Raw genomic sequence first — 20,959 nt, 5'->3', positions numbered from 1 at the left:
ATTTATGCCTCAGATTTCATTTAATGCCAGTATGATTGTATCATAAATTTTTTGAAGCTCTTTTTCACTTATGACATAAGGTGGTTGGATGTAAATTGTATGACCTAAAGGTCTTAAGAATACACCATGCTTCATAAAGAATTTAAGAAGTTGATCGCGGAGTTCGCCATAACGGCTGGCTTTTGTATCGAGGTCTATGGCCAATATAACACCAATACTTCTCGCAGATTTAATTTTTGGATGCTGATCGATAGATTGTAGAAAAGCCTCGTGTGATTTAGAAATGGATTTTATACTATTTTGGATAGAATCTGATTTTAGTAATTCTATACTTGCAATAGCTGCAGTACATCCGGTGGGGTTCGCAGAATAAGTATGACAATGCATAAAACCTTGAGCGATAGAGTCCCCTAAAAAAGCGTTGTATATAACTTCAGTACAAGAAGTAATTGCCATAGGGACTAAACCACCAGTAAGTGCCTTGCTAAGACAAATAATGTCTGGTTTTGTATCCAAATAGCATGAAGCAAAGTATTTGCCTGTTTTTCCAAATCCTGTCATAACTTCATCTGCAATGGTCAATATACCATGAGATTTAAAGTAATTTAATATCTTGTTTAAGCCTTCATGATTATGAATCTTCATGCCTGCAGCGCCTTGCACCAATGGTTCATAAATAAATCCTGCAATAAGATTTTCTGAGATGATGGTATTTAATTGATCGATGATACGGTCTGCATTAGAGCCATCTGGAACAGGTATGCGTTTAATTTCCATAAGAAATTCTTCAAATGGACCGTTATAAACGGAAAGTCCTGAGGCAGACATGGCACCAAAGGTGTCGCCATGAAATCCATCTTCAAATGCTATAAATGTGGAGCGCTTTTCTCCTTTATTAAAGTAATATTGTAAAGCCATTTTTATAGCGGCCTCAACTGCTGTAGAACCATTATCATTAAAGAAAATCCTGTTTTGACCCTCTGGGAGTATTTCAATAAGTTGTTCGGAAAGTTCTATAGCAGGTTGGTGTGTAAAATCACTAAACATAATTTGGTCTAGCGCTTGCATTTGCTCTGTGACACGCTTAATGATATAATCATTAGAGTGTCCATACATGCAAGTATACCATGAGGAAATAGCATCGATATAGGAATTCCCTTCTTCATCATACAAGTAGCACCCTTTAGCTTTTACAATAGCTAAACTATCAGGATGTGTTTGATGCTGTTTAAGAGGGTGCCAAAGGTGTTTTTTATCTCGTGCTTTTAAACTCATAAATTGGATCTAAATGTTTCTGCATATTCTTTAATGACATTTTGATCAAAATAGGGTTCATCATTTATGCGTCCTATTACTTTTACATTGGTCATTTTTTCAATTATAGATTCTGTAGATTTATGCTCATCTCCACTGTAAATAATTGAAACATCAAATCCTTTATCTTTTAGAGTGTTAATGGTTAAGAGGCTATGGTTTATACTCCCTAAGTAATGGCGTGATATGACAATGACTTTATCTGTAGGTTCAATTAAATCCATTATCGTATCAGTACTATTTAGAGGGACTAATAATCCGCCAGCACCTTCTATGACCAAACTGTTTTTAGTTTTTGGACGTTTAATTTGTTTTAAGTCTATCTGAATTCCATCTAATTCTGCGGCGCCATGAGGACTCATTGGTGTATTTAATGCATAACTATTTTGATGGAATACAGATTTGCTATTTGAGACCAAACGTTCGACCTTATGCGTATCACTATTATCTAAATCGCCTGCCTGTACGGGTTTAAAATAATCGGCTTGCAAAGCTTCAACCAAAATTGCTGATGCAATAGTTTTACCAACATCCGTAGATATTCCTGTTACGAAAAGTGTTTTCATTTAATGGGAAATTCTGTTTTACAATTTTCACATTTGTACTGGTAGCGTGTGCTAAAAGGTAAGGTTCCTGATATGAACCCAATAAGGAAAAAAAACAAAGATTTAAAACTATTAATGGTTGAATACATTTCTATATGATTACTACCACAATTAGGGCAGACTATGGCCTTCCCTTCATCGTCAGTAGCATATTTTTGAATAGAATTTAAAATAGCATTTGCCTTTTCAGCATCTTTTGATAATACCTTAAGCTTCACACCACCAATGGCATTCGAAACTAAAGGGTCTGTATCTATAGTAATATTGTCTCTTAAAAATACATCAATTCCATCCGCTTCTAATCGACCCTTTACTATTTGAGCCTCAGAGGAATACTGGTATCGTGCTATGGTTACAAATGTCTCACTCATGAGTTTGTAAAGGTAGCAATCAGCCTCAAAATTTCCGAGATTTCATGCTTGGAATTATAACTATGTAGACATATTCTTAACCGTTCAGAATGTAAGGGAACTGTTGGCGATAAAATTGGCTTTACGTTATACCCTTCTAGCTTTAATTGCTCAGAAATAGACTTTACTTCGTGATTGCCTGGAATGATACAACAATGAATAGCAGAATTACTCGGGATGAATTTCAACTCTAGATTATGCTTCACTAATTCTGAATTAAAGAATTTAATATTGGATTGAAGTGTCTCCATTTGCATTGTATGCTCTAGTTCTTTGTAAGCTTCGATGATGGTAGCTAAACTATGAGGTGGTAATGCTGTGGTATAAATGAATGGTCTTGAAAAATTTATCAGATAGTCTTTAACTGCTTCATTTGAGAGAATAGTAGCACCATGACAACCAAGTGCTTTACTGAATGTTATAAGTCTTATAAATATCTCTTTTTCGAGATTAAGATGTTGTACTAAACCATAACCAAATACACCAATTGCATGTGCCTCATCAATTATTAAATAGCAGTTGTGTTTATTCGCTAGGGCAACAAGAGCGTTAAGGTCTGGTGAGTCTCCATCCATTGAAAAAACGGATTCTGTGACAATATATATTTCGTTAGCTGTTGAGGTATTTTGAAGTACTAATTTCTCTAAATGTTCTAAATCGTTGTGTTTAAACTTATAGGATTTAGCGTTGCTCATACTTATGCCATCTCGTATTGAAGCATGGATAAGTTCATCATATAATATGATATCACCACGCTGTGGTATAGAGGAGAAAATACCAAGATTGGCATCATATCCTGAATTAAAAACTAATGCACTTTCTGCTTTATGAATAGATTTTAAATGAGACTCTAATACCTTATATAGATTATGGTTTCCTGAAAGGAGCCGAGATCCTGTTGCTCCATTTTGTTTAGTATTATTTGAAATTAGATGATGATGAGCCTTTTGAAAAATCAACTCAGATTTTGCAAATCCCAAATAATCATTAGATGAAAAATCAATAAGATTTTCTGGCAAAGACAATTGTCTAAGTGCGTCATTTGCCTGGCGGTTATTTAATTTGTCTAAAAGTTTTTTAGGAATTCGACTCATTCATTTGTGATTTCCATTCATCTTTATCAATCCATTTATAATCATTGGGTACGGTAGCATCTAATAGATCAATATTTAATTTTTCAGATATCTCAAATCCTATCATAAAATTTTGTAGATAATCATTGCCTTCATACAATTTAAAATGTTTATTTCTGTCGTACCAAAGATTAACCTCAAAGATAGAACCTCCATCTTTTAATGGTTGTGTAAAAATGGAAATATATTCGTAATTAATAATTTGCTGCCACTTACCAATCTTGATTGGGCCGATTTCATAGGATGGTCTAAACTTTGAATTGGCCAGGTCCACGTAAATTCGTTTTTGCACACAGAATCCAATTCCTATTGAAATAAATATTATTATGGTATTGAAATTTCCTAGAGAAACTGAGATCTTTTCATTGGTGAAAATAATTGAATAGAGAGTTAAAAGTAAAACCACCGTGGCTAGGGTAAAAAAGAGTGAAGCAACTATGATTTGCCAAAATGGCCTGTTGCTTTCAGAGACTATTATTTCTTCATTCATACTGCTAAAATAATAATCAACTTAAAACAAGGTATCCTTTTGTACTGGCTTAATGATATAAGGCTTATTTGTGTCTACATATCTTTTGTATAAATCATTGCTTACAGGATGTGCCTCAAAGGGTTTAGTAGTAATTCCTACGGCCATTAACTCATTGACTTCTGGGATACTTAAGCCATCATCTAACCAATCTTCGTAATAGTGCGCATCTAAAACTAATGGCATGCGTTTGCCTTTATTATGCACCTCCATAAAAAATTCGTTTGCTTCTGTAGTCAATATGGTTGCACTTAGGGTATTATCATCCAATTCGTTGTAGAGTCCTGCAAAAACAAACAAATCACCTTCTGCATTCGTGGCAGATGGTTGATAACAGAAATAGGGTGTTGCTTTCCCATTTTCGTGATGTGGTTCATAGAAACCATCAGCTAAAATTAAACAGCGTTTATCTTCGGCACTATTTCTAAAGGACGCTTTGTCAAAAATAGATTCTGAGCGTGCATTCAACGTATTGCTCTTCTTTCGGAATGCTTCAGGATCATGTAGTGCCCAATCTGGTATAATTCCCCAAGTAGCATCAGAAATCCTCTCTGGATCTTTCATTGGTATAATCTGTAGATTTCCATGTGTAAATCCATTGAGATGATAATAGGGTTGATAGGTGGACTTTGCATCAAATGTCACTTTAATTTGACGTTGCAATTCCTTTTCAATCTTTTCTCGTTCTTTGCGTAATGCTGTAGAATAACACATGTTTCTAAGATACTAATTTTCGTTTTATTGATGACGATTTGCGAGTAGTGGAGGCGGTTCGCCAGTAAACGGATTCCAACGGCTAATGGTTTTAGCTTCCATACCTGCGGCACTTATTACAGCTCTGTCTCCATAACGCTCACGCATTTTATCAATGGCCTGTGCTAAGTTGAGTTGCGTTTCGTTGTCTTCAAATAAATTGATTTGATGACCACCTTCCACTAAATGGCTAAAGCGTACACCTATTAAGCGTACGAGTAACCGACGATTATAAAGTTTTGTGAATAAATCTAAAACCACAGGAATGATGTTATGGTCCATAGCACTATATGGAATTCGTTTTTGCTGTGTATAGGTCTGAAAATCGGAATACCGAATCTTAAAGGTAATACAGGCTGTTAATTTGTTACCACGTCTCAGCTGATAAGCCAGGTTTTCTGCCATGGCGATAACGAGACCTTTGAGCTTATGAATATTTGTGGTGTCTTGGCCAAAAGTGCGCTCAGTAGAAATAGATTTACGTTCGTGGTATTGTATTACAGGACTATTGTCTATACCATTAGCCTTTTTCCAAATAGAAAGGCCGTTTTTACCCAACACCTTATGCATTAATTCCATAGGCATATCTTGAACGGTTTTAATACGCTTCACACCCAAATCACAAAGTGCCTTGTAAGTGACATTGCCTACCATTGGAATTTTCTTTACAGAAAGAGGTGCTAAAAATGGTTTTTCGGTACCTGCAAGAATTCTAATTTCGTTATTGGGCTTTGCTTCACCAGTTGCAATCTTTGAAACCGTTTTATTTAAAGATAGCCCAAAGGAAATAGGTAATCCTGTTTCTTTGATAATACGCTGGCGTAATTCTGAAGCTAACTTATGGCACCCAAAGAACTTGTCCATTCCGGTGAGATCTATATAAAATTCATCAATAGAGGTTTTTTCATATAGTGGTACACTTTCTTTGATAACTTCCGTTACGTTTTGTGAAAACTTAGTGTAAATGCCAGAGTTACCTCTAAGTATAATAGCTTCTGGGCACAGTTGTTTTGCCATACGCATAGGCATGGCAGAATGGACGCCAAATTTACGTGCTTCATAACTACAGGAAGCTACAACACCTCTATCACTAGTGCCACCGATAAGCACAGGTTTACCATTAAGGCGACTATCCAATAAACGCTCACAAGACACAAAAAAAGTGTCTAAATCCATATGCACTATAGATCTATTGGTGTTCATATTGAGTTTTTAGATCTTTAAAACTTTTCTTTCTTTGAAATGTTGGGTTTGCTGATTTTACAGCATAGCGTGGATCTTCAATCACTGCAAGACGTTCAAATTTGGAAACCTCAATAGATACACAATCAAACTCTATCATCACCTTGCCAGTAATTTCATAAACACCTTTTCCTCTAAAAGGGTATTTGCTGGAAATTGGTGGGAAATGAACCGTATCTATAAAATCACCATCTCTATCTAAAAAGGTTCCAAAATACATGCGTTTTCCATTAGACGTACTTGTGTTTTTAGTAGTCACCAAATAGCCTTCTATGGTAATATATTTCCCTTCAAGTTGTTCTAAATGTTTAGCGCGTAGTTTACTTTTTGAAGGCACTTCGAGTAGATAAAACGGATTACATAGTGGGAATCCTAACAGCTCAATTTCGTCAAAGGCATTCTCTAATGCTGTGCTTGGTAATTCTGGTGTATTGTAGTTGATACGCTTTGTTTTAAACAAGGTCACTACATGGTCTTGTACTACCGTTTTACTAATTTTTAAATGCGCTTCCCATAAGAGTTCACGTTTATTGATTCCTGTAAATCGAAACGCATTGATTTTTATTAAAATGGTAATCTGTTCTATAGAAATAGGAACACGTTCTATAAAATCATCAAGTGATGTAAAGGCACCATTTTGCTCACGTTCTTTTAGAATACGCGCTGTGGTTTTAGATTCAAAAGATTGTAAAAACATGAATCCCAGATAAATGGTTTTGTCTCTAATAATCGCTTGATTGTATGAGTTGTTTATACAAGGGGATTCAACAATACCATTGTGCATTCGCGCTTCATGAACGTAGAGTTCTGTACTGTAAAACCCACCAAAATTATTGATAGTAGCTGTCATATATTCCAACGGATAGTAGGCTTTTAAAAAGAGACTTTGGTAGCTTTCCACAGCGTAAGATGCGGAGTGTCCTTTAGCAAAGGCATAACCTGCAAAACTTTCAATCTGTCGCCATATTTCTGTTGTGAGTTCTAATGGTTTGCCATCGTTTTTACAATTATCAAAAAACTGCTGTTTTACTTTCAGAAATTCTGCTCTAGATCTAAACTTACCAGACATACCACGACGTAGCATATCAGCTTCACCAAGGGTAAGTCCGCCAAAATAGTGTGCCACTTTTATCACATCTTCTTGATAGACCATAACACCATAAGTTTCTGGCATAATATCTAAGAGCACAGCAGGTGCGTCCTTTCTTTTTTCAGGATGGCGACAACGTAAAATGTATTGGCGCATCATGCCAGATTTTGAAACACCAGGTCTAATCACAGAGCTTGCGGCCACTAAACCAAGATAGTCGTCTACTCTTAACTTTTTTAAAAGCATGCGCATAGCTGGTGATTCAACATAAAAACAACCGATAGCTTTAGCATTCTTAAGTAAATACTTTATGCGTTTGTCTTCTTTAAAACGTTTAATATCATGAATGTCTACAGGTGGTTGGTCGCTGTAGTTTTTGTCAATAATAGTTACGGCATCTTTAATTTTACCAAGACCACGCTGACTTAAAATATCAAACTTATACAAGCCAATATCTTCGGCAACAACCATATCAAATTGTGTGGTAGGAAATCCTTTTGGTGGCATAAACGTAGCGCCATAATAATGAATAGGCTGTTCTGAAATTAAAATACCACCTGCATGTATACCCAAATAATTAGGAAAACCTTCAATATAGCGACTGTACTTAAGGACTAATAACGTTAATCGGTCGAGTCTCTTAACATCAAACTTACCGCGAGTCAACATATCCATTTCAGATTTTGGTAGCCCAAAAACTTTACCCAATTCTCTAACAGATGCTCTATATTTAAAGGTGTTATAGACTGTGATGAGTGCTGTATGCTTAAAGGTTTTAAAAATAAATTCAGTAATATCATCTCTGTCTTTCCAAGAGAAATCAATATCAAAATCAGGCGGATTTTGTCTAAAGAGATTAATGAAGCGCTCAAAATATAAGTCGAGTTCAATAGGATCTACATCTGTAATGCGCAATAGGTAAGCAATAATACTATTGGCGCCACTGCCACGACCAACATAGTAGTAGTCTTTACTGCGCGCATACTCTAAGATTTTCCAGTTAATTAAAAAGTAAGAAACAAAGCCTTTTTGCTTTATAATATTGAGTTCCTTTTCTATACGATTGTAGATTTTAGCATCAACATCGTTGCCATAGCGATAAGGAATTCCTTTATAGGTCAGTTTTTCTAAAAGCGCATAATCCGTATCTGCATTTTTGGTTAAGAAGCGTTGATTCTTTGGGATAGGATTCTCAAAATCGAATGTAATAGAGCAGTGGTTTAGTAGGTCTTCTGTATTGTTAATGAGGCTTGGAAATTCTGAATAGCGCTCACACAACGCATCATATGGTAACATCTTATCGTCTTCATGACCTTCTTCAGACTTAGGAAGTTTACTCAGTAAGGTGTTATTATCAATAGCACGTAGTAGACGATGCGTATTAAAGCCTTTTTTATCTTGAAAGGATACCGTTTTTAAAACCACCAATTTCTCTCTGTGCGCATTCCACTTAGAAAATTTTAATTGGTTGAGGTCTTTGGGTGTAATTCCTAAAAATTCGTTTTGTTTAAGTTCAAAATGCTTTCCTTTTTGGTAAGGATAGACGATGAAGCAATCTTCTAAAAGGTCGTCAGGTTGCTTAGGAATTTTTAAGTCTTGATTATGAAGAAATTTTGACAGATATGAGTTTATATTTTGAAAACCTTGGTTGTTTTTTGCGATGACAATAAACTGTTGTTCTGCCTTATTTCTAAAATCTACACCAAGTACAGGTTTTACCTTGTATTTTTTTGATAATCGTACAATATCTAAGCATGCTGAGGTTGTATTAATATCGGTTAGCGCCAAGGTCTGAACACCATTTTCTGAGGCAATAGCAAGCAATTGCTCGGGTTTTATGGTACCGTAACGCAGGCTGTAGTATGTATGACAGTTTAAATACATGGGACTAACAAAATTAGCTACTATATGTAGTATATATTGCTTATATTTGTAGTAAATGATGTTAAAATTATTTCGATGAAGCCAATACAAGCCAACATAAAACACCTGAGATCTTTAAGGAAGCTATCTCAAGAACGTTTTGCAGACGATTTAGGATGGACACGCTCAATGGTAGGATCCTATGAAGAAGGACGAAGCGAACCACCAATTGAACGCTTAATAGATCTGTCAAATTATTTTAATATACCTATAGATATCCTCGTTCGTAAAGATTTACGGAAAGCCAAGGACACCTCTTTTATTGAGATAGGGAATAAGCGTGTCTTATTTCCTGTAACGGTTAATGAAGACAATGAAGATTTAATTGAAATTATTCCTGCAAAGGCTTCAGCAGGGTATTTATCTGGCTATGACGATCCGGAATATATAGAACAGCTTCAAAAAATAAAGTTACCGTTTTTGCCTACAGGAACACATCGTGCCTTTCCTATAAAAGGCGACTCTATGTTACCGGTTAAGGATGGTGCTTTTGTCGTGGCAAAGTATGTGGAGGATATTAATGATATTAAAAACGGCAGAACCTATATTGTTCTAACAAAGGATGACGGTTTGGTTTATAAGCGTGTGTATAGTGCGGATGATGAGAATCTACTATTATTGAGCTCAGATAATAAATCTTACAAACCTTATTTTGTGTCAAAAGAAACTATCTTAGAACTTTGGGAATTTACATGTTGTATTAATACGCAAGAGTACGATGAGAAGGAACTGAAGCTAAGTAGTATTATGACCATGTTTCAAGAACTTAAGGTAGAATTAGAAGCTGTAAAGCAGTTGTAGAATGGCAAAAACTGTTAAATGGGGAATTATTGGCTGTGGCAATGTCACTGAAGTTAAGAGTGGACCAGCCTATAAAATGGCCGAAGGTTTTGAGCTTGTTGCTGTTATGCGACGTAACCTTGAGCTAGCCAAAGATTATGCTGAACGACATAATGTACCACGCTACTATAATGATGCAGATGAATTAATAAATGATTCTGAAATAGACGCAGTTTACATTGCTACACCACCAGATACGCATCATTATTATGCCATGAAGGTGGCACAAGCCAATAAAATATGTTGTATTGAAAAACCGATGGCGCCGAGTTATGAGGAATGTCTTGAAATTACCAATACATTTAAGATTAAAGGGGTGCCATTATTTGTTGCGTATTACCGTAGGTCTTTACCACGATTTAATAAGGTGAAGTCATTATTAGAAGAGAAGGCGATAGGCGATGTTAGACATATCCATTGGTATTTGAGTCGTACACCAAGCGATTTGGATAAATCAGGTGACTATAATTGGCGTACTGATGCTAAGATTGCACCAGCAGGTTATTTTGATGATTTAGCGAGTCATGGGTTGGATTTGTTTAATTATTTCTTTGGAGATGTCGTTAAAGTAGGTGGTATTTCAAAGAATCAACAACATCTTTATACCTCTAAAGATTGTATCGTAGGCTCATGGGAATATGCTTCAGGAGTATTAGGAAGTGGTATTTGGAGTTTTGGTGCCTATCAGCGAGAAGATAAAGTTCGTATCATAGGAAGTGAAGGCGAATTATCTTTTTCGGTTTTCTTTGAGGAACCCATACAATTAGTAACTTCTCAAGGTTCAGAAACTTTTCAAATAGATAATCCTAAACACATTCAACAGTTTCATGTTGAGAATATGGCCAAGCATTTATATTCAGACACACAACATCCTTCAACTGGTAAAACCGCTTCACACACGGCTTGGGTTATGGGTAGAATACTTGGATTAATTGAATAACCTTTTGTTTTTTGGTTTGGAAAGTTCTAAACGATTAAGGCAAAAAGTAACTACCTTCGTAATTAATTATTTAAGATGAAGCACTATTGGTATTTCATACTAATTTTCTTTCTTCCTTTAAGTTGTGGTGATGATTCATATGATGATGGTTCTACAACTGCATTCACTTTTATACCATCAAAATATTCAGGGATAACTTTTCAGAATAATTTAACTGAAACAGCAGAATTTAATTTTTTGAACTACAGTTATATCTATAATGGAGGAGGTGTGGCTGTGGGAGATATAAATAATGATGGTCTTGAGGATATCTATTTTACATCTAATCAGGGTTCCAATAAATTATACCTCAATAAAGGAGGCTTTAAATTTAAAGACATTACTGATAAAGCCGGCGTGAGAGATGACCAAGGTTGGTCAACAGGTGTAAGCATGGTTGATATAAATAATGATGGTTGGTTGGATATTTATGTTTGTAAGTCGGCCTCAGTTAAAAATAGAAAAGCAAGACAGAACCAATTGTTTATTAATCAAAAAGACAACACTTTTAAAGAAGAAGCCCTTAAGTATGGTCTAAAGGAGTATGGCTTTTCTACACAGGCATACTTTTTAGATTACGATAAAGATGGTGATTTAGACCTATATCTTGTTAACCATAGCATCGAACCAAATCAATCAGTGTATTTAGAACCACAGAATTTACCGAGTATTACCAAAGATGATATTGACAAGTTATTTAGAAATGACAATGGCAAATACATTGACATTACGAAATCTGCTGGGATTTCTTCGCTTAGCGCTTGGGGTTTAAGTGCTTCTATTGGTGATTTTAATAATGATTCTTGGCCAGATATTTTTGTAGCAAATGACTTCTCTGAACCTGACTTTTTATATATAAATAATCATGATGGGACATTTACAAATAAAGCCTTAGAAGCGCTTAAGCATATATCTAATAATAGTATGGGTTCTGATTTTGCTGATATCAATAACGATATGATGCCAGATCTTGTTGTGCTAGATATGCTTTCGGCCGATAGGAAACGTGGTAAGGAAAATATGGCCTCTATGGATATTGCCAAGTTTAACCAAATGGTTAATAATGGCTATCATCATCAATATATGTCTAATATGTTGCAGTTAAATAATGGTAATGGAAGTTTTAGTGAAATAGGTCAGTTAGCCAAACTTTCAAAAACCGACTGGAGTTGGGCTCCACTTATTGCAGACTTTAATAACGACGGGTTAAACGATATTTTTATAACTAATGGTATTGAAAAAGACATTGCTAATCAAGATTTTAGAACTAAAATGTTTAAGAAGGACATTGTAAACGATAGGCAGAAAAGTTTTGAAGAAGCAAAGAAATTAATACCCTCAACAAAGCTTGCCAATTACATGTTTATTAATAATGGCAATTATACATTTAGAGATAGTTCCAGCGCTATGGGCTTTTCACATAAATTAAACTCTAATGGTACTGCTTATGCTGACTTAGATAATGATGGAGACTTAGATCTTATTTTAAATAATCAATTGGAGCAGGCAAGCATATATAGAAACAATACGAGTTCTAATTATATTAAATTCAATATAAAAGGCGCAATTAATAACAGTAGTGGGATAGGAGGAAAAATTGAAATATATTATGGTGATCAGAACCAGTATAAAGATCTATATTTTAATAGAGGTTATCAATCTTCGGTGGGTAGAACGCTTCACTTTGGGCTAGATAAAACTGAGAATATTGATAGTGTAAAAGTTATATGGAATGATGGAAAAATTCAAAAACTGATAAATTTAAACGTTAACCAAACGGTAGAGGTAAATTACAATCCTACTGAGCTATATCAATTCAATAATAAGATTATAAGTGAGCACAATAAGGAAATTAAGGCTGAAGATTTAGGTATAGACTATGTTCATAAATCAGTAAATTTTGATGATTATAGTCTTCAAATTTTGCTTCCACAAAAACAATCAACTATTGATCAACCTTTAGAAGTTGCTGATGTTAACGGTGATGGTTTAGAAGATATATTTATAGGGAACACTTCAGGTTATCCTGCAGAACTGTTTTTTCAATTACCCAATGGGACGTTTAAGAAATCTGAGCAAGATGTTTTTATAAAAGACAAGGGTTATAATGATAATAAGGGTCACTTTTTTGATATTGATAATGATGGTGATTTAGACTTGTATATAACAACTGGGAATTATAGTCTGTCTTCGAATCGTGAGCTATTACAGGACAGACTGTACTTAAATAACGGACAAGGTCTATTCTCAAAAGGGCGACTGCCACAAATGTTAACGGTAACTAAGGCGATAGCTTCTGGCGATTTTGACAATGATGGCGATATAGATCTTTTTGTTGGCGGAAGAGTAATACCTGGCCAATATCCAAAAGCACCCAAATCTTATATTTTGGAGAATAGAGGTGGAAGGTTAGTAGATGTATCAACAAAAATCCTAAGTGATACACAATCCATTGGATTAGTTAATGATGCAGTCTTTTCAGATTACGATGTAGATGGTGACTTAGATTTGGTGATTGTTGGTGAATGGATGCCTATAAGTTTTTTAAAAAATGAGAAGAATCGCTTCAAAACGGATTCAAGCTTAACAAAAGATAATAGCTCTGGTTGGTATCAGTCCATATTGGCAACAGATTTTGATTTAGACGGGAACGACGAATATTTTGTTGGAAATATGGGTCTAAACAACAAATTTCAACCTAATGAAAGGGAACCTTTACATATCTATAGTAGTTATTTTGATGATAATGAAAGTTACGATATTGCTATAAGTAAAGAATCAAATGGTGATATTTTTCCGGTTCGAGGAAAGGAATGTTCGTCACAACAAACCCCTTTTCTAATGGAGAAAATTGAAAGTTATAGTGAATTTGCTAATTCTGATATTTTCCAAATATATGGCCAACAAAACATAAATAATGCTTTACATCTTGAAGCGTCTACCTTTAGTTCTGTCTATATAGACAACAATAAAGGTGACCTGTCTTTTACGGACTTACCCGTTGAAGCACAATTTGGACCCGTATTAGATTTTGAATTATTAAATGAACATTCGGATACAACATCGGAAGTTTTAGGTTTTGGAGCTATTTATGATGCGGAGGTGGAGACTATTAGATATGATGCTTCTAACGGGTTTACTTTATCGTCTCAGGACAATAACTTCAAAGTACTAAATAGATTTGATGACCTAATTAATGAAGAAGTAAAAGCCATTGAAATAATTCAAATTAAGAACCATTCCTATCTTATCGTATTGGTTGCTAATAAAGGTTTGAAATTGTTTAAGCTAAACTAGAAAAGACTTCCTCGAAAGCTGATCTACCAGAGAAAATAGGCACTTCTATAATTATAACAAATTGAAAATCAATTAGATGATTTACATATGTTAATGAAAAGTTAATATTAAGTACCTAACTTAGGAGGACTAACCAACCATCAAATTTTATGGGAACATTGAATCAAGATTTTCGTTACCCTAAATCATTTCGGTTATTTGTTGGACTAGTATTTGTATTATTCTTAACCATGTTTGCGTATACTATTGCCTTGGTAATTGGTGTTTTTGACATGGAACTTTATTCACCTGCAGTTGCGGGAATTAGTCCAAACGGTAATTTTTAAGAAATTACGGATCTAACAAAAAATGCGAAGTACTATATATACTTCGCATTTTTAATTTTATATTAACGAGATAATGCTTTTGTATTAATCAGCTAATACTATAAGTTTATTATCCTTCATTTCTATTGTACCAGAATTGATTGCTAACCAAACTCCTCTATCTGATTTGGAAAACTTAGCTTCAACTTCTTCTTCTAATTGAATGTTACTACCATTAACCTTTACATGTCCTTCTTTTAAGATAGACACGATAGGAGCGTGATCTTTTAACATTTCAAATTCACCATTAACACCTGGCACAGTAACAGATTCTACTTCGCCACTAAAAAGTGTTGCTTCAGGTGATACAATTTCTAAATACATAAATCTAAATTTTAAAGATTATGCTTCTGCAAGCATTTTCTCACCAGCTTCGATAGCCTCATCTATAGATCCTTTAAGGTTAAATGCAGCTTCTGGTAAGTGATCTAGTTCACCATCCATAATCATATTAAAACCTTTAATTGTTTCTTTAATGTCTACTAATACACCAGGTATACCTGTAAACTGCTCTGCTACGTGGAATGGTTGTGATAAGAAACGTTGTACACGTCTTGCTCTAGATACAGCTAATTTATCTTCCTCAGACAATTCTTCCATACCAAGGATAGCAATAATATCTTGTAATTCTTTATATCGCTGTAATAACTCTTTAACACGTTGAGCACAGTCGTAGTGTTCGTCACCTAAAATTTCTGGAGTAAGAATTCGAGATGTAGAATCTAATGGATCTACAGCAGGATAAATACCTAGCTCGGCAATCTTACGAGATAATACAGTAGTTGCATCTAAGTGGGCAAACGTTGTTGCAGGAGCAGGGTCAGTTAAATCATCTGCAGGTACGTAAACCGCCTGTACAGAAGTAATAGAACCTTTCTTAGTTGATGTAATACGTTCTTGCATCGCACCCATCTCAGTTGCTAAAGTAGGTTGGTAACCCACCGCTGATGGCATACGACCTAAAAGTGCAGACACCTCTGAACCAGCTTGAGTAAAACGGAAGATATTATCAACGAAGAATAATACATCCTTACCTTGCCCATCTCCAGCACCGTCACGGAAATATTCTGCAATCGTTAAACCAGATAATGCCACACGAGCACGTGCTCCAGGAGGTTCGTTCATCTGACCGAATACGAAAGTTGCTTTAGAATCCTTCATGGCTTTTTTATCAACCTTTTGAAGATCCCAACCACCTTCTTCCATAGAGTGCATAAAGTCATCACCATATTTAATAATGCCAGATTCTAACATCTCACGAAGTAAATCATTTCCTTCACGAGTTCTTTCACCTACACCAGCAAATACAGAAAGACCACCGTGTCCTTTTGCAATATTGTTAATCAACTCCTGAATTAATACTGTTTTACCTACACCAGCACCACCAAATAATCCAATCTTACCACCTTTTGCATAAGGCTCAATTAAATCGATTACTTTGATACCAGTAAATAAAACTTCAGTTGAAGTTGATAATTCTTCGAATTTTGGAGCTTGTCTGTGAATAGGAAGCCCATCTTTGTCAGCTTTTGGTAAATCACCTAAACCATCAATCGCATCACCAATTACATTGAATAATCGACCATAAACGTCTTCACCAATTGGCATTTGAATAGGTGCGCCAGTTGCAATCACTTCAGTTCCTCTACTTAAACCATCTGATGAATCCATTGCAATAGTACGAACTGTATCTTCACCGATGTGAGATTGTACCTCTAGTACTAATGTTGAACCATCTGGTCTATTTATTTCTAACGAATCATAAATCTTTGGAAGTTCAGTACCAGCACCGAATTCAACATCGATTACTGGACCTACAATTTGTGCAACTTTACCTGTAACTTTTGACATTACTTAACTGTTTTTGTTTTGCTATATTCTAATTATGAAAAACAACGTGTTTTTCGCGCTGCAAAGATATAGTTTTATTTAAAAAAACCAGCCCATTTTAAATAAAAAAAACACGCTTTACAAAAGCGTGTTTTTGAATATTTTATTTAAGCTTCTTTATTGTAAAAGAGGCGAATAATTAGTTACAAAATCTTCAGCTCGGGCTAAGTTGCCTGAAGCGACAAAATTAGAACCATAAGTATCATCGATAGCCAGCAGAAATGCATTAGCCATATACGCATAACCTCTGGAAGTAAGATGTATACCATCAAGACTAACAAGACCGCCGAAAACTAAATCTGCTGTATGAATGAAATCATCAAACACTACACCTGTACTTGCAGCTTCTTCTAGAATAGCATTTACATCAACAAAGGCCAAACCATTAGAGCTTGCAACGGAAGAGATAGTTGCATTATATGCATCAACAGCTGTAGCAATTTCTGCTTGTTCTTCTGGTGTTAATATCCATCGGTCTGCTAAAGGAACTGACACGCCATTAATTAATGTAGGATTTCCGCCTACAGTTGTACCAATAACACTTGCAGCCGGTAAAACAACTAAATCGTCTGCTGTAGCTTGTCTATAACTTGGTATCCCAAACGCAGATAAGTCGGTTAAATTTTCATCTTCAATTACTACAGCATTATTACTTGATGCTGTAAAATTAATTGTTCTTTGTGCTACTTCTTCTGCATCTAATAACCCGTTACTTTGTGCAAATAATAATCCGCCATTATAAGGAGCAAATCCACCATTTACTAAGTCTGCTGTAGCTTGGTCCAATGGTACAACATCATGACCAACTGCTGTGAAATAAGGTAAACTGGTCACATACGGAATGTTTGTTACAGCGCCTTTAGCTCCATTGGCTGTCATGCCACCAATTATGGCATTAAAGGCCGCTTCAAATGTCATTGGATCAGTAATTTGATCAATATTTGCGTCACCACCTTGCGTTGCATAACCTAAAACATCATTACCACCAATTAAATCAGCCGTAAAAAAGCTCGGGCTTTGTGCAGTTGCCAATTCCAAAATAGTTGCATTTGGCGCATTACCAGTAACTCTAACTGCGTAAGGGTTTGCATTTGGTAAATTAGCAATATTCCCATATCCTGGAGCGATAAAGTGGAAACTTTTCGCACCTGGAATACCTAAATTATTAAATGGCCCAATTGGGTTATTAGTAACGATGTCTGTTCCAACTGTAACAGGTCCAATAACAGACTCTAATGGAACAGGTCCAGCACCACCAAAAACCAATCTAGGGTTTGAAATTCTTACTCCACCCGCTGCAAGACCACCAAAATTGTCACTTACCAATGGTTGCGTAAAGGTTCCTCCGCCGGCATTTGCAAACTTGTCTGATAAAATTTTAGGAAACGAATTTTGTTGCGCGGCAAGAAAAACACTTCCGTCACTAAAACCAGCAGTAAAAGATGGCCCTATAGACACATAATTTGAAAAATCAGCTGTACCAGCAGTTAATTCAGGTAGAGGTTCAGAATCGGTATTACCTCTGTTTCTTAAATCGTCTAATGTCTCATTCTCGCACGAAAATATACTCAGAGCAAGAAATGATAATGCTATATATTTTAATTTTTTCATCGTCAATTTTTTATAGATTATTTATTGTGAGAGAAGCGTAATACATTGAACCAATGAAACCTGTTCCAAAGGCCGTGAAGTACTCATCTTGTAATAAGTTTGTTGCACCAACTTTTAAAGTGGTCTTAAGACTAGGAATTCTGTAGTTTATTTGTGCGTCTAATACACTGTAAGCTGGCACCTCTCCATCACCAAATGAAGCCTCCCAGAAGAAGTTATCACTCCATCTCCAAGAGGTATTAAAACCAAAATTCTTAAAGAGCTCAGTTTTACCAAAAGATAATTTTACTTTATGCTCAGGTGTGTTAAAATTTGTTCTGAAATCAGGATTTGCTTCTGTATCAAAATCTAATCTAGCATATGTATAATTAGCACTTAAGTCAAATCCATCTAATACCTTAGTAGAAACTTGAATCGCAGCACCGTATGAGTTTACATCCTCATCAGCATTTGTATATGTTTGGTAAGCCTCAAAATCTCCATTTGCAATAGCTGCAACCGCTAAAGGTACTCCGTTAGGAAGTGTTTGAGTCAATTGGACATCACCATAAAATGGAGAAACTACTGTTTCATTAGCTAAGAAATCTTGATATCTATTATAGTAAGCAGATGCATCAACAATAATATTATCAAACTTACCTCTATATCCTAGTTCATATGAACTAACCTGTTCTGGTTGCGCTAAGTTTGAATTCGCAATCTCTAAATCTGCTGGGTTACCAGAATTGGCAAAACCATTAAGTACAGAATTTGCAAAGAATGAATTATTATAAGCACCTGAAGCATTAATATCTACTGATTGTTGTCCTAAAATTGTTGCTCCAAATGGACTTAATGAGCCATCATTAACATTATAGTTTCTAACATCTCTTTCTGGGTTGTCTGGAGCACCACCAACAAGTATAGCTCTACCTACATTAAGACCTATATATAAATCTTGTGTTGTTGGGTTTCTAAAACCTGTTTGGAAAGAAGCTCTAATATTGTGGTTTTCATTAACTGTGAAACCAGCAGATATTCTTGGAGAAAAGAAACCATCAAACAGTTCGTTTTTGTCATAACGTAATGAACCTGTTAACTTTAATTCGACACTTTCAGAAAGTTCTAAAGACTTTTGTAATTGTGTATATAAACCAAACTCATCATAATTAATAGGTCCATCAACATCGGTATAAATTGTTCCAAAAGAATTTAGGCTATATCTTCTAACAGAACCACCAACTTGGATTTCTGCAAAATTTACTAAATCACCAAAATTGTAATTCCAATCTCCGTGATAAATTTTAGAATTGTCCTGGAATTTAGATCCAGTTGATAAGTCAGGGTCGTTAACACTTCTATTAAAAGCAGCTTGGAATTCTGGTGTTCCTGGAAGGTATCTACCAGTATCTGCTACTTGTCTTGCTGCAATATGTGCTTGTTCATCTGTAGCACCACTTAAGGTTGCGCCAATATAACCAGACACATATTCACCGAACCATGTGTTATCATCTTTCCAGGCTCTGTTAATATTAATTCCAGTGAAGACCATATCATAAGAATCTCCTGCTTTATCTTCAGTTACATAACCTCTAACAAAGAAATTGTCATTTCTGATTTCAAGCTTATGCTGTTGTAGGAAAAAGTTTTTGATGTTATATCTATTGGCACCTTGATAAATGGTATTACCTGAACCAATTTTTCCAACATATTGAATTTCGAAGTCATTTTCCCAAGGACGGAAATATAATCCCCAATCTGCTTTAATACTCTCAGCATTATAATTGGTTAAATCTCTTTCATTGTAACCAGTTCTACTTACATTAACCGATGGAATAAGTCCTGATGCTCCTGCCGGTGCTAATCCCAATCCTTCTAAAATTTGAGCCACACCATTAATGTTTGTACTTACTTCATCACCATAAACATTAATTCCATCATAATCAATATCTGCTCTTGTTAAGCCACGATTTAATTTATCTTCTTCACTTACTGCAGCCCAGTCTGTACCTTTTAAATATCCAAAGTTTACTTTGACTGCAAATTTTTCGCTGAACTTGTAAGCCATGCGGATTCCTAAGTCCGTGTAATCATTATCACCAGCAGCCTCTTGAGAGGTTATACCACGTTTAACATAACCACTAATCCCTTGATGATCAAATGGATTTTTACTTCGCATGAATAAAATACCGTTAAATGCATTTGCACCATATAAAGCGGACGCAGCACCAGGCAACAATTCTACACTTAATACATCAGTTTCTGTCATCCCTAATAAATTACCAAGTGGGAAATTTAGTGCCGGAGCAGAGTTGTCCATTCCATCAACCAGTTGCATAAAACGGGTATTTGCAAAAGTTGCAAAACCTCTAGTGTTAATAGATTTAAATGTTAAACTGTTTGTATTTATGTCAACACCTTTAAGGTTTTCAAGACCATCATAAAAATCGACAGATGCAGTATTTTTAATTTCTTTCAGACCAAAACGCTCGACAGTAACAGGTGATTCAAAAATACGTTCTGGAGTACGAGAAGCCGAAATAACAACTTCGTCTAATTCGTTTCCTTCCACCATAGTAACGTCAATGGTTTGATCATTTGATGTAACTTCAATTACTTGATCTTGAAATCCGGTATACGTAACACGTATTGAAAATGGAGGTTCTTGATCTACTGTGAGAACATAATTACCATCAAAATCCGATGATGTCCCAGAAGAAGTTCCTACCACAACAATGTTAGCTCCAGGTAAGGGTAACCCAGAATTGTCCATAATTTTACCTTTTACAGTGGTTTGTCCGAAACATACCACACAAAAAAGCATCGCAAAAAGCTTTAGAGTTGTCTTCATTTTAGAGAATTAGTTATTTATTTAGAGTATTAAGTGGGCAATTTAAATAAATATACGTAAACACAATAAAAAATCCGCAAAAAATTATGCGCGCATAATATATTTTATGAAAAATTATGCGTAAAAATTGTGAATAATACAATTTTCA

General features: G+C 35.3%; 16 protein-coding genes. 4 read left to right on the top strand and 12 right to left on the bottom strand.

All coding sequences use genetic code 11. The features are described 5' to 3' along the window. Positions 1-9: 9 nt before the first annotated feature. Genes bioA through ACRHOC_RS02265 form a run of 8 tightly spaced genes read right to left on the bottom strand, consistent with a single transcriptional unit; the run spans position 10 to position 8,960 of the window. Positions 10-1,275 (bottom strand): adenosylmethionine--8-amino-7-oxononanoate transaminase, encoded by a 1,266-nt coding sequence (bioA, locus tag ACRHOC_RS02300; RefSeq protein WP_431156892.1) that lies wholly within the window; start codon positions 1,273-1,275, stop codon positions 10-12. Beyond that, a complete protein-coding gene (bioD, locus tag ACRHOC_RS02295) occupies positions 1,272-1,880 on the bottom strand; it encodes a dethiobiotin synthase (protein WP_431156891.1) in 609 nt (202 codons plus the stop codon). The genes bioA and bioD overlap by 4 nt, the downstream gene beginning before the upstream one ends. Then, entirely contained in the window at positions 1,877-2,290 is a 414-nt protein-coding gene (locus ACRHOC_RS02290) for a putative signal transducing protein (RefSeq protein ID WP_431156890.1), read from the bottom strand. Before ACRHOC_RS02290 ends, bioD begins: the two co-directional genes overlap by 4 nt. Next, positions 2,287-3,423: an aminotransferase class I/II-fold pyridoxal phosphate-dependent enzyme gene (locus tag ACRHOC_RS02285; RefSeq protein ID WP_431156889.1), complete on the bottom strand. Its 1,137-nt coding sequence runs from the start codon at positions 3,421-3,423 to the stop codon at positions 2,287-2,289. The genes ACRHOC_RS02290 and ACRHOC_RS02285 overlap by 4 nt, the downstream gene beginning before the upstream one ends. Further along, a complete protein-coding gene (locus ACRHOC_RS02280; protein WP_431156888.1) occupies positions 3,407-3,952 on the bottom strand; it encodes a hypothetical protein in 546 nt (181 codons plus the stop codon). Before ACRHOC_RS02280 ends, ACRHOC_RS02285 begins: the two co-directional genes overlap by 17 nt. A gap of 21 nt (positions 3,953-3,973) precedes the next feature. Continuing rightward, a complete protein-coding gene (locus ACRHOC_RS02275; RefSeq protein WP_431156887.1) occupies positions 3,974-4,705 on the bottom strand; it encodes an SOS response-associated peptidase in 732 nt (243 codons plus the stop codon). 24 nt (positions 4,706-4,729) lie between these two features. Next, positions 4,730-5,947 carry a DNA polymerase IV gene (dinB, locus tag ACRHOC_RS02270; RefSeq protein WP_431156886.1) on the bottom strand — a complete coding sequence of 406 codons (1,218 nt, stop codon included), beginning with the start codon at positions 5,945-5,947 and terminating at the stop codon, positions 4,730-4,732. Beyond that, a complete protein-coding gene (locus ACRHOC_RS02265) occupies positions 5,934-8,960 on the bottom strand; it encodes a DNA polymerase III subunit alpha (protein WP_431156885.1) in 3,027 nt (1,008 codons plus the stop codon). The genes dinB and ACRHOC_RS02265 overlap by 14 nt, the downstream gene beginning before the upstream one ends. 75 nt (positions 8,961-9,035) lie before the next feature. Between ACRHOC_RS02265 and ACRHOC_RS02260 the strand changes: the two genes are divergently transcribed. The 4 genes from ACRHOC_RS02260 to ACRHOC_RS02245 all read left to right on the top strand — a co-directional run bounded on the left by ACRHOC_RS02260 (position 9,036) and on the right by ACRHOC_RS02245 (position 14,441). Continuing rightward, positions 9,036-9,800, top strand: coding sequence for an XRE family transcriptional regulator (locus ACRHOC_RS02260; protein ID WP_431156884.1), 765 nt, complete (start codon positions 9,036-9,038; stop codon positions 9,798-9,800). Between the two features lies 1 nt (position 9,801). Continuing rightward, positions 9,802-10,779 carry a Gfo/Idh/MocA family protein gene (locus ACRHOC_RS02255; RefSeq protein ID WP_431156883.1) on the top strand — a complete coding sequence of 326 codons (978 nt, stop codon included), beginning with the start codon at positions 9,802-9,804 and terminating at the stop codon, positions 10,777-10,779. 75 nt (positions 10,780-10,854) lie between these two features. Continuing rightward, positions 10,855-14,115, top strand: coding sequence for a VCBS repeat-containing protein (locus tag ACRHOC_RS02250; RefSeq protein WP_431156882.1), 3,261 nt, complete (start codon positions 10,855-10,857; stop codon positions 14,113-14,115). A 149-nt stretch (positions 14,116-14,264) separates the two neighbouring features. Next, a complete protein-coding gene (locus tag ACRHOC_RS02245; RefSeq protein WP_431156881.1) occupies positions 14,265-14,441 on the top strand; it encodes a hypothetical protein in 177 nt (58 codons plus the stop codon). Positions 14,442-14,525: 84 nt separating this feature from the next. Here the strand turns inward: ACRHOC_RS02245 and ACRHOC_RS02240 are convergent, their stop codons facing one another. The 4 genes from ACRHOC_RS02240 to ACRHOC_RS02225 all read right to left on the bottom strand — a co-directional run bounded on the left by ACRHOC_RS02240 (position 14,526) and on the right by ACRHOC_RS02225 (position 20,811). Then, positions 14,526-14,804: a F0F1 ATP synthase subunit epsilon gene (locus ACRHOC_RS02240; protein WP_431156880.1), complete on the bottom strand. Its 279-nt coding sequence runs from the start codon at positions 14,802-14,804 to the stop codon at positions 14,526-14,528. An 18-nt stretch (positions 14,805-14,822) separates the two neighbouring features. Next, a complete protein-coding gene (gene atpD, locus ACRHOC_RS02235) occupies positions 14,823-16,331 on the bottom strand; it encodes a F0F1 ATP synthase subunit beta (protein WP_431156879.1) in 1,509 nt (502 codons plus the stop codon). Between the two features lie 156 nt (positions 16,332-16,487). Then, positions 16,488-17,981, bottom strand: coding sequence for a G-D-S-L family lipolytic protein (locus ACRHOC_RS02230; protein WP_431156878.1), 1,494 nt, complete (start codon positions 17,979-17,981; stop codon positions 16,488-16,490). Positions 17,982-17,991: 10 nt separating this feature from the next. Beyond that, positions 17,992-20,811 (bottom strand): TonB-dependent receptor domain-containing protein, encoded by a 2,820-nt coding sequence (locus ACRHOC_RS02225; protein ID WP_431156877.1) that lies wholly within the window; start codon positions 20,809-20,811, stop codon positions 17,992-17,994. Positions 20,812-20,959 lie beyond the last annotated feature (148 nt).

Source organism: Winogradskyella poriferorum (assembly GCF_050618035.1).
Classification (GTDB): Bacteria; Bacteroidota; Bacteroidia; order Flavobacteriales; family Flavobacteriaceae; genus Winogradskyella; species Winogradskyella poriferorum_A.
This window is presented reverse-complemented; position numbering and strand designations above follow the sequence as displayed.

What these genes read in the sequence shown, in the direction of transcription:
- ACRHOC_RS02290 (WP_431156890.1), bottom strand. Translation starts at nt 2,290, where the DNA reads ATGAGTGAGACATTTGTAACCATAGCACGATACCAGTATTCCTCTGAG.
- ACRHOC_RS02255 (WP_431156883.1), top strand. Translation starts at nt 9,802, where the DNA reads ATGGCAAAAACTGTTAAATGGGGAATTATTGGCTGTGGCAATGTCACT.
- ACRHOC_RS02275 (WP_431156887.1), bottom strand. Translation starts at nt 4,705, where the DNA reads ATGTGTTATTCTACAGCATTACGCAAAGAACGAGAAAAGATTGAAAAG.
- ACRHOC_RS02280 (WP_431156888.1), bottom strand. Translation starts at nt 3,952, where the DNA reads ATGAATGAAGAAATAATAGTCTCTGAAAGCAACAGGCCATTTTGGCAA.
- dinB (WP_431156886.1), bottom strand. Translation starts at nt 5,947, where the DNA reads ATGAACACCAATAGATCTATAGTGCATATGGATTTAGACACTTTTTTT.
- ACRHOC_RS02225 (WP_431156877.1), bottom strand. Translation starts at nt 20,811, where the DNA reads ATGAAGACAACTCTAAAGCTTTTTGCGATGCTTTTTTGTGTGGTATGT.
- ACRHOC_RS02285 (WP_431156889.1), bottom strand. Translation starts at nt 3,423, where the DNA reads ATGAGTCGAATTCCTAAAAAACTTTTAGACAAATTAAATAACCGCCAG.
- ACRHOC_RS02245 (WP_431156881.1), top strand. Translation starts at nt 14,265, where the DNA reads ATGGGAACATTGAATCAAGATTTTCGTTACCCTAAATCATTTCGGTTA.
- bioD (WP_431156891.1), bottom strand. Translation starts at nt 1,880, where the DNA reads ATGAAAACACTTTTCGTAACAGGAATATCTACGGATGTTGGTAAAACT.
- bioA (WP_431156892.1), bottom strand. Translation starts at nt 1,275, where the DNA reads ATGAGTTTAAAAGCACGAGATAAAAAACACCTTTGGCACCCTCTTAAA.
- ACRHOC_RS02250 (WP_431156882.1), top strand. Translation starts at nt 10,855, where the DNA reads ATGAAGCACTATTGGTATTTCATACTAATTTTCTTTCTTCCTTTAAGT.
- ACRHOC_RS02240 (WP_431156880.1), bottom strand. Translation starts at nt 14,804, where the DNA reads ATGTATTTAGAAATTGTATCACCTGAAGCAACACTTTTTAGTGGCGAA.
- atpD (WP_431156879.1), bottom strand. Translation starts at nt 16,331, where the DNA reads ATGTCAAAAGTTACAGGTAAAGTTGCACAAATTGTAGGTCCAGTAATC.
- ACRHOC_RS02260 (WP_431156884.1), top strand. Translation starts at nt 9,036, where the DNA reads ATGAAGCCAATACAAGCCAACATAAAACACCTGAGATCTTTAAGGAAG.
- ACRHOC_RS02230 (WP_431156878.1), bottom strand. Translation starts at nt 17,981, where the DNA reads ATGAAAAAATTAAAATATATAGCATTATCATTTCTTGCTCTGAGTATA.
- ACRHOC_RS02265 (WP_431156885.1), bottom strand. Translation starts at nt 8,960, where the DNA reads ATGTATTTAAACTGTCATACATACTACAGCCTGCGTTACGGTACCATA.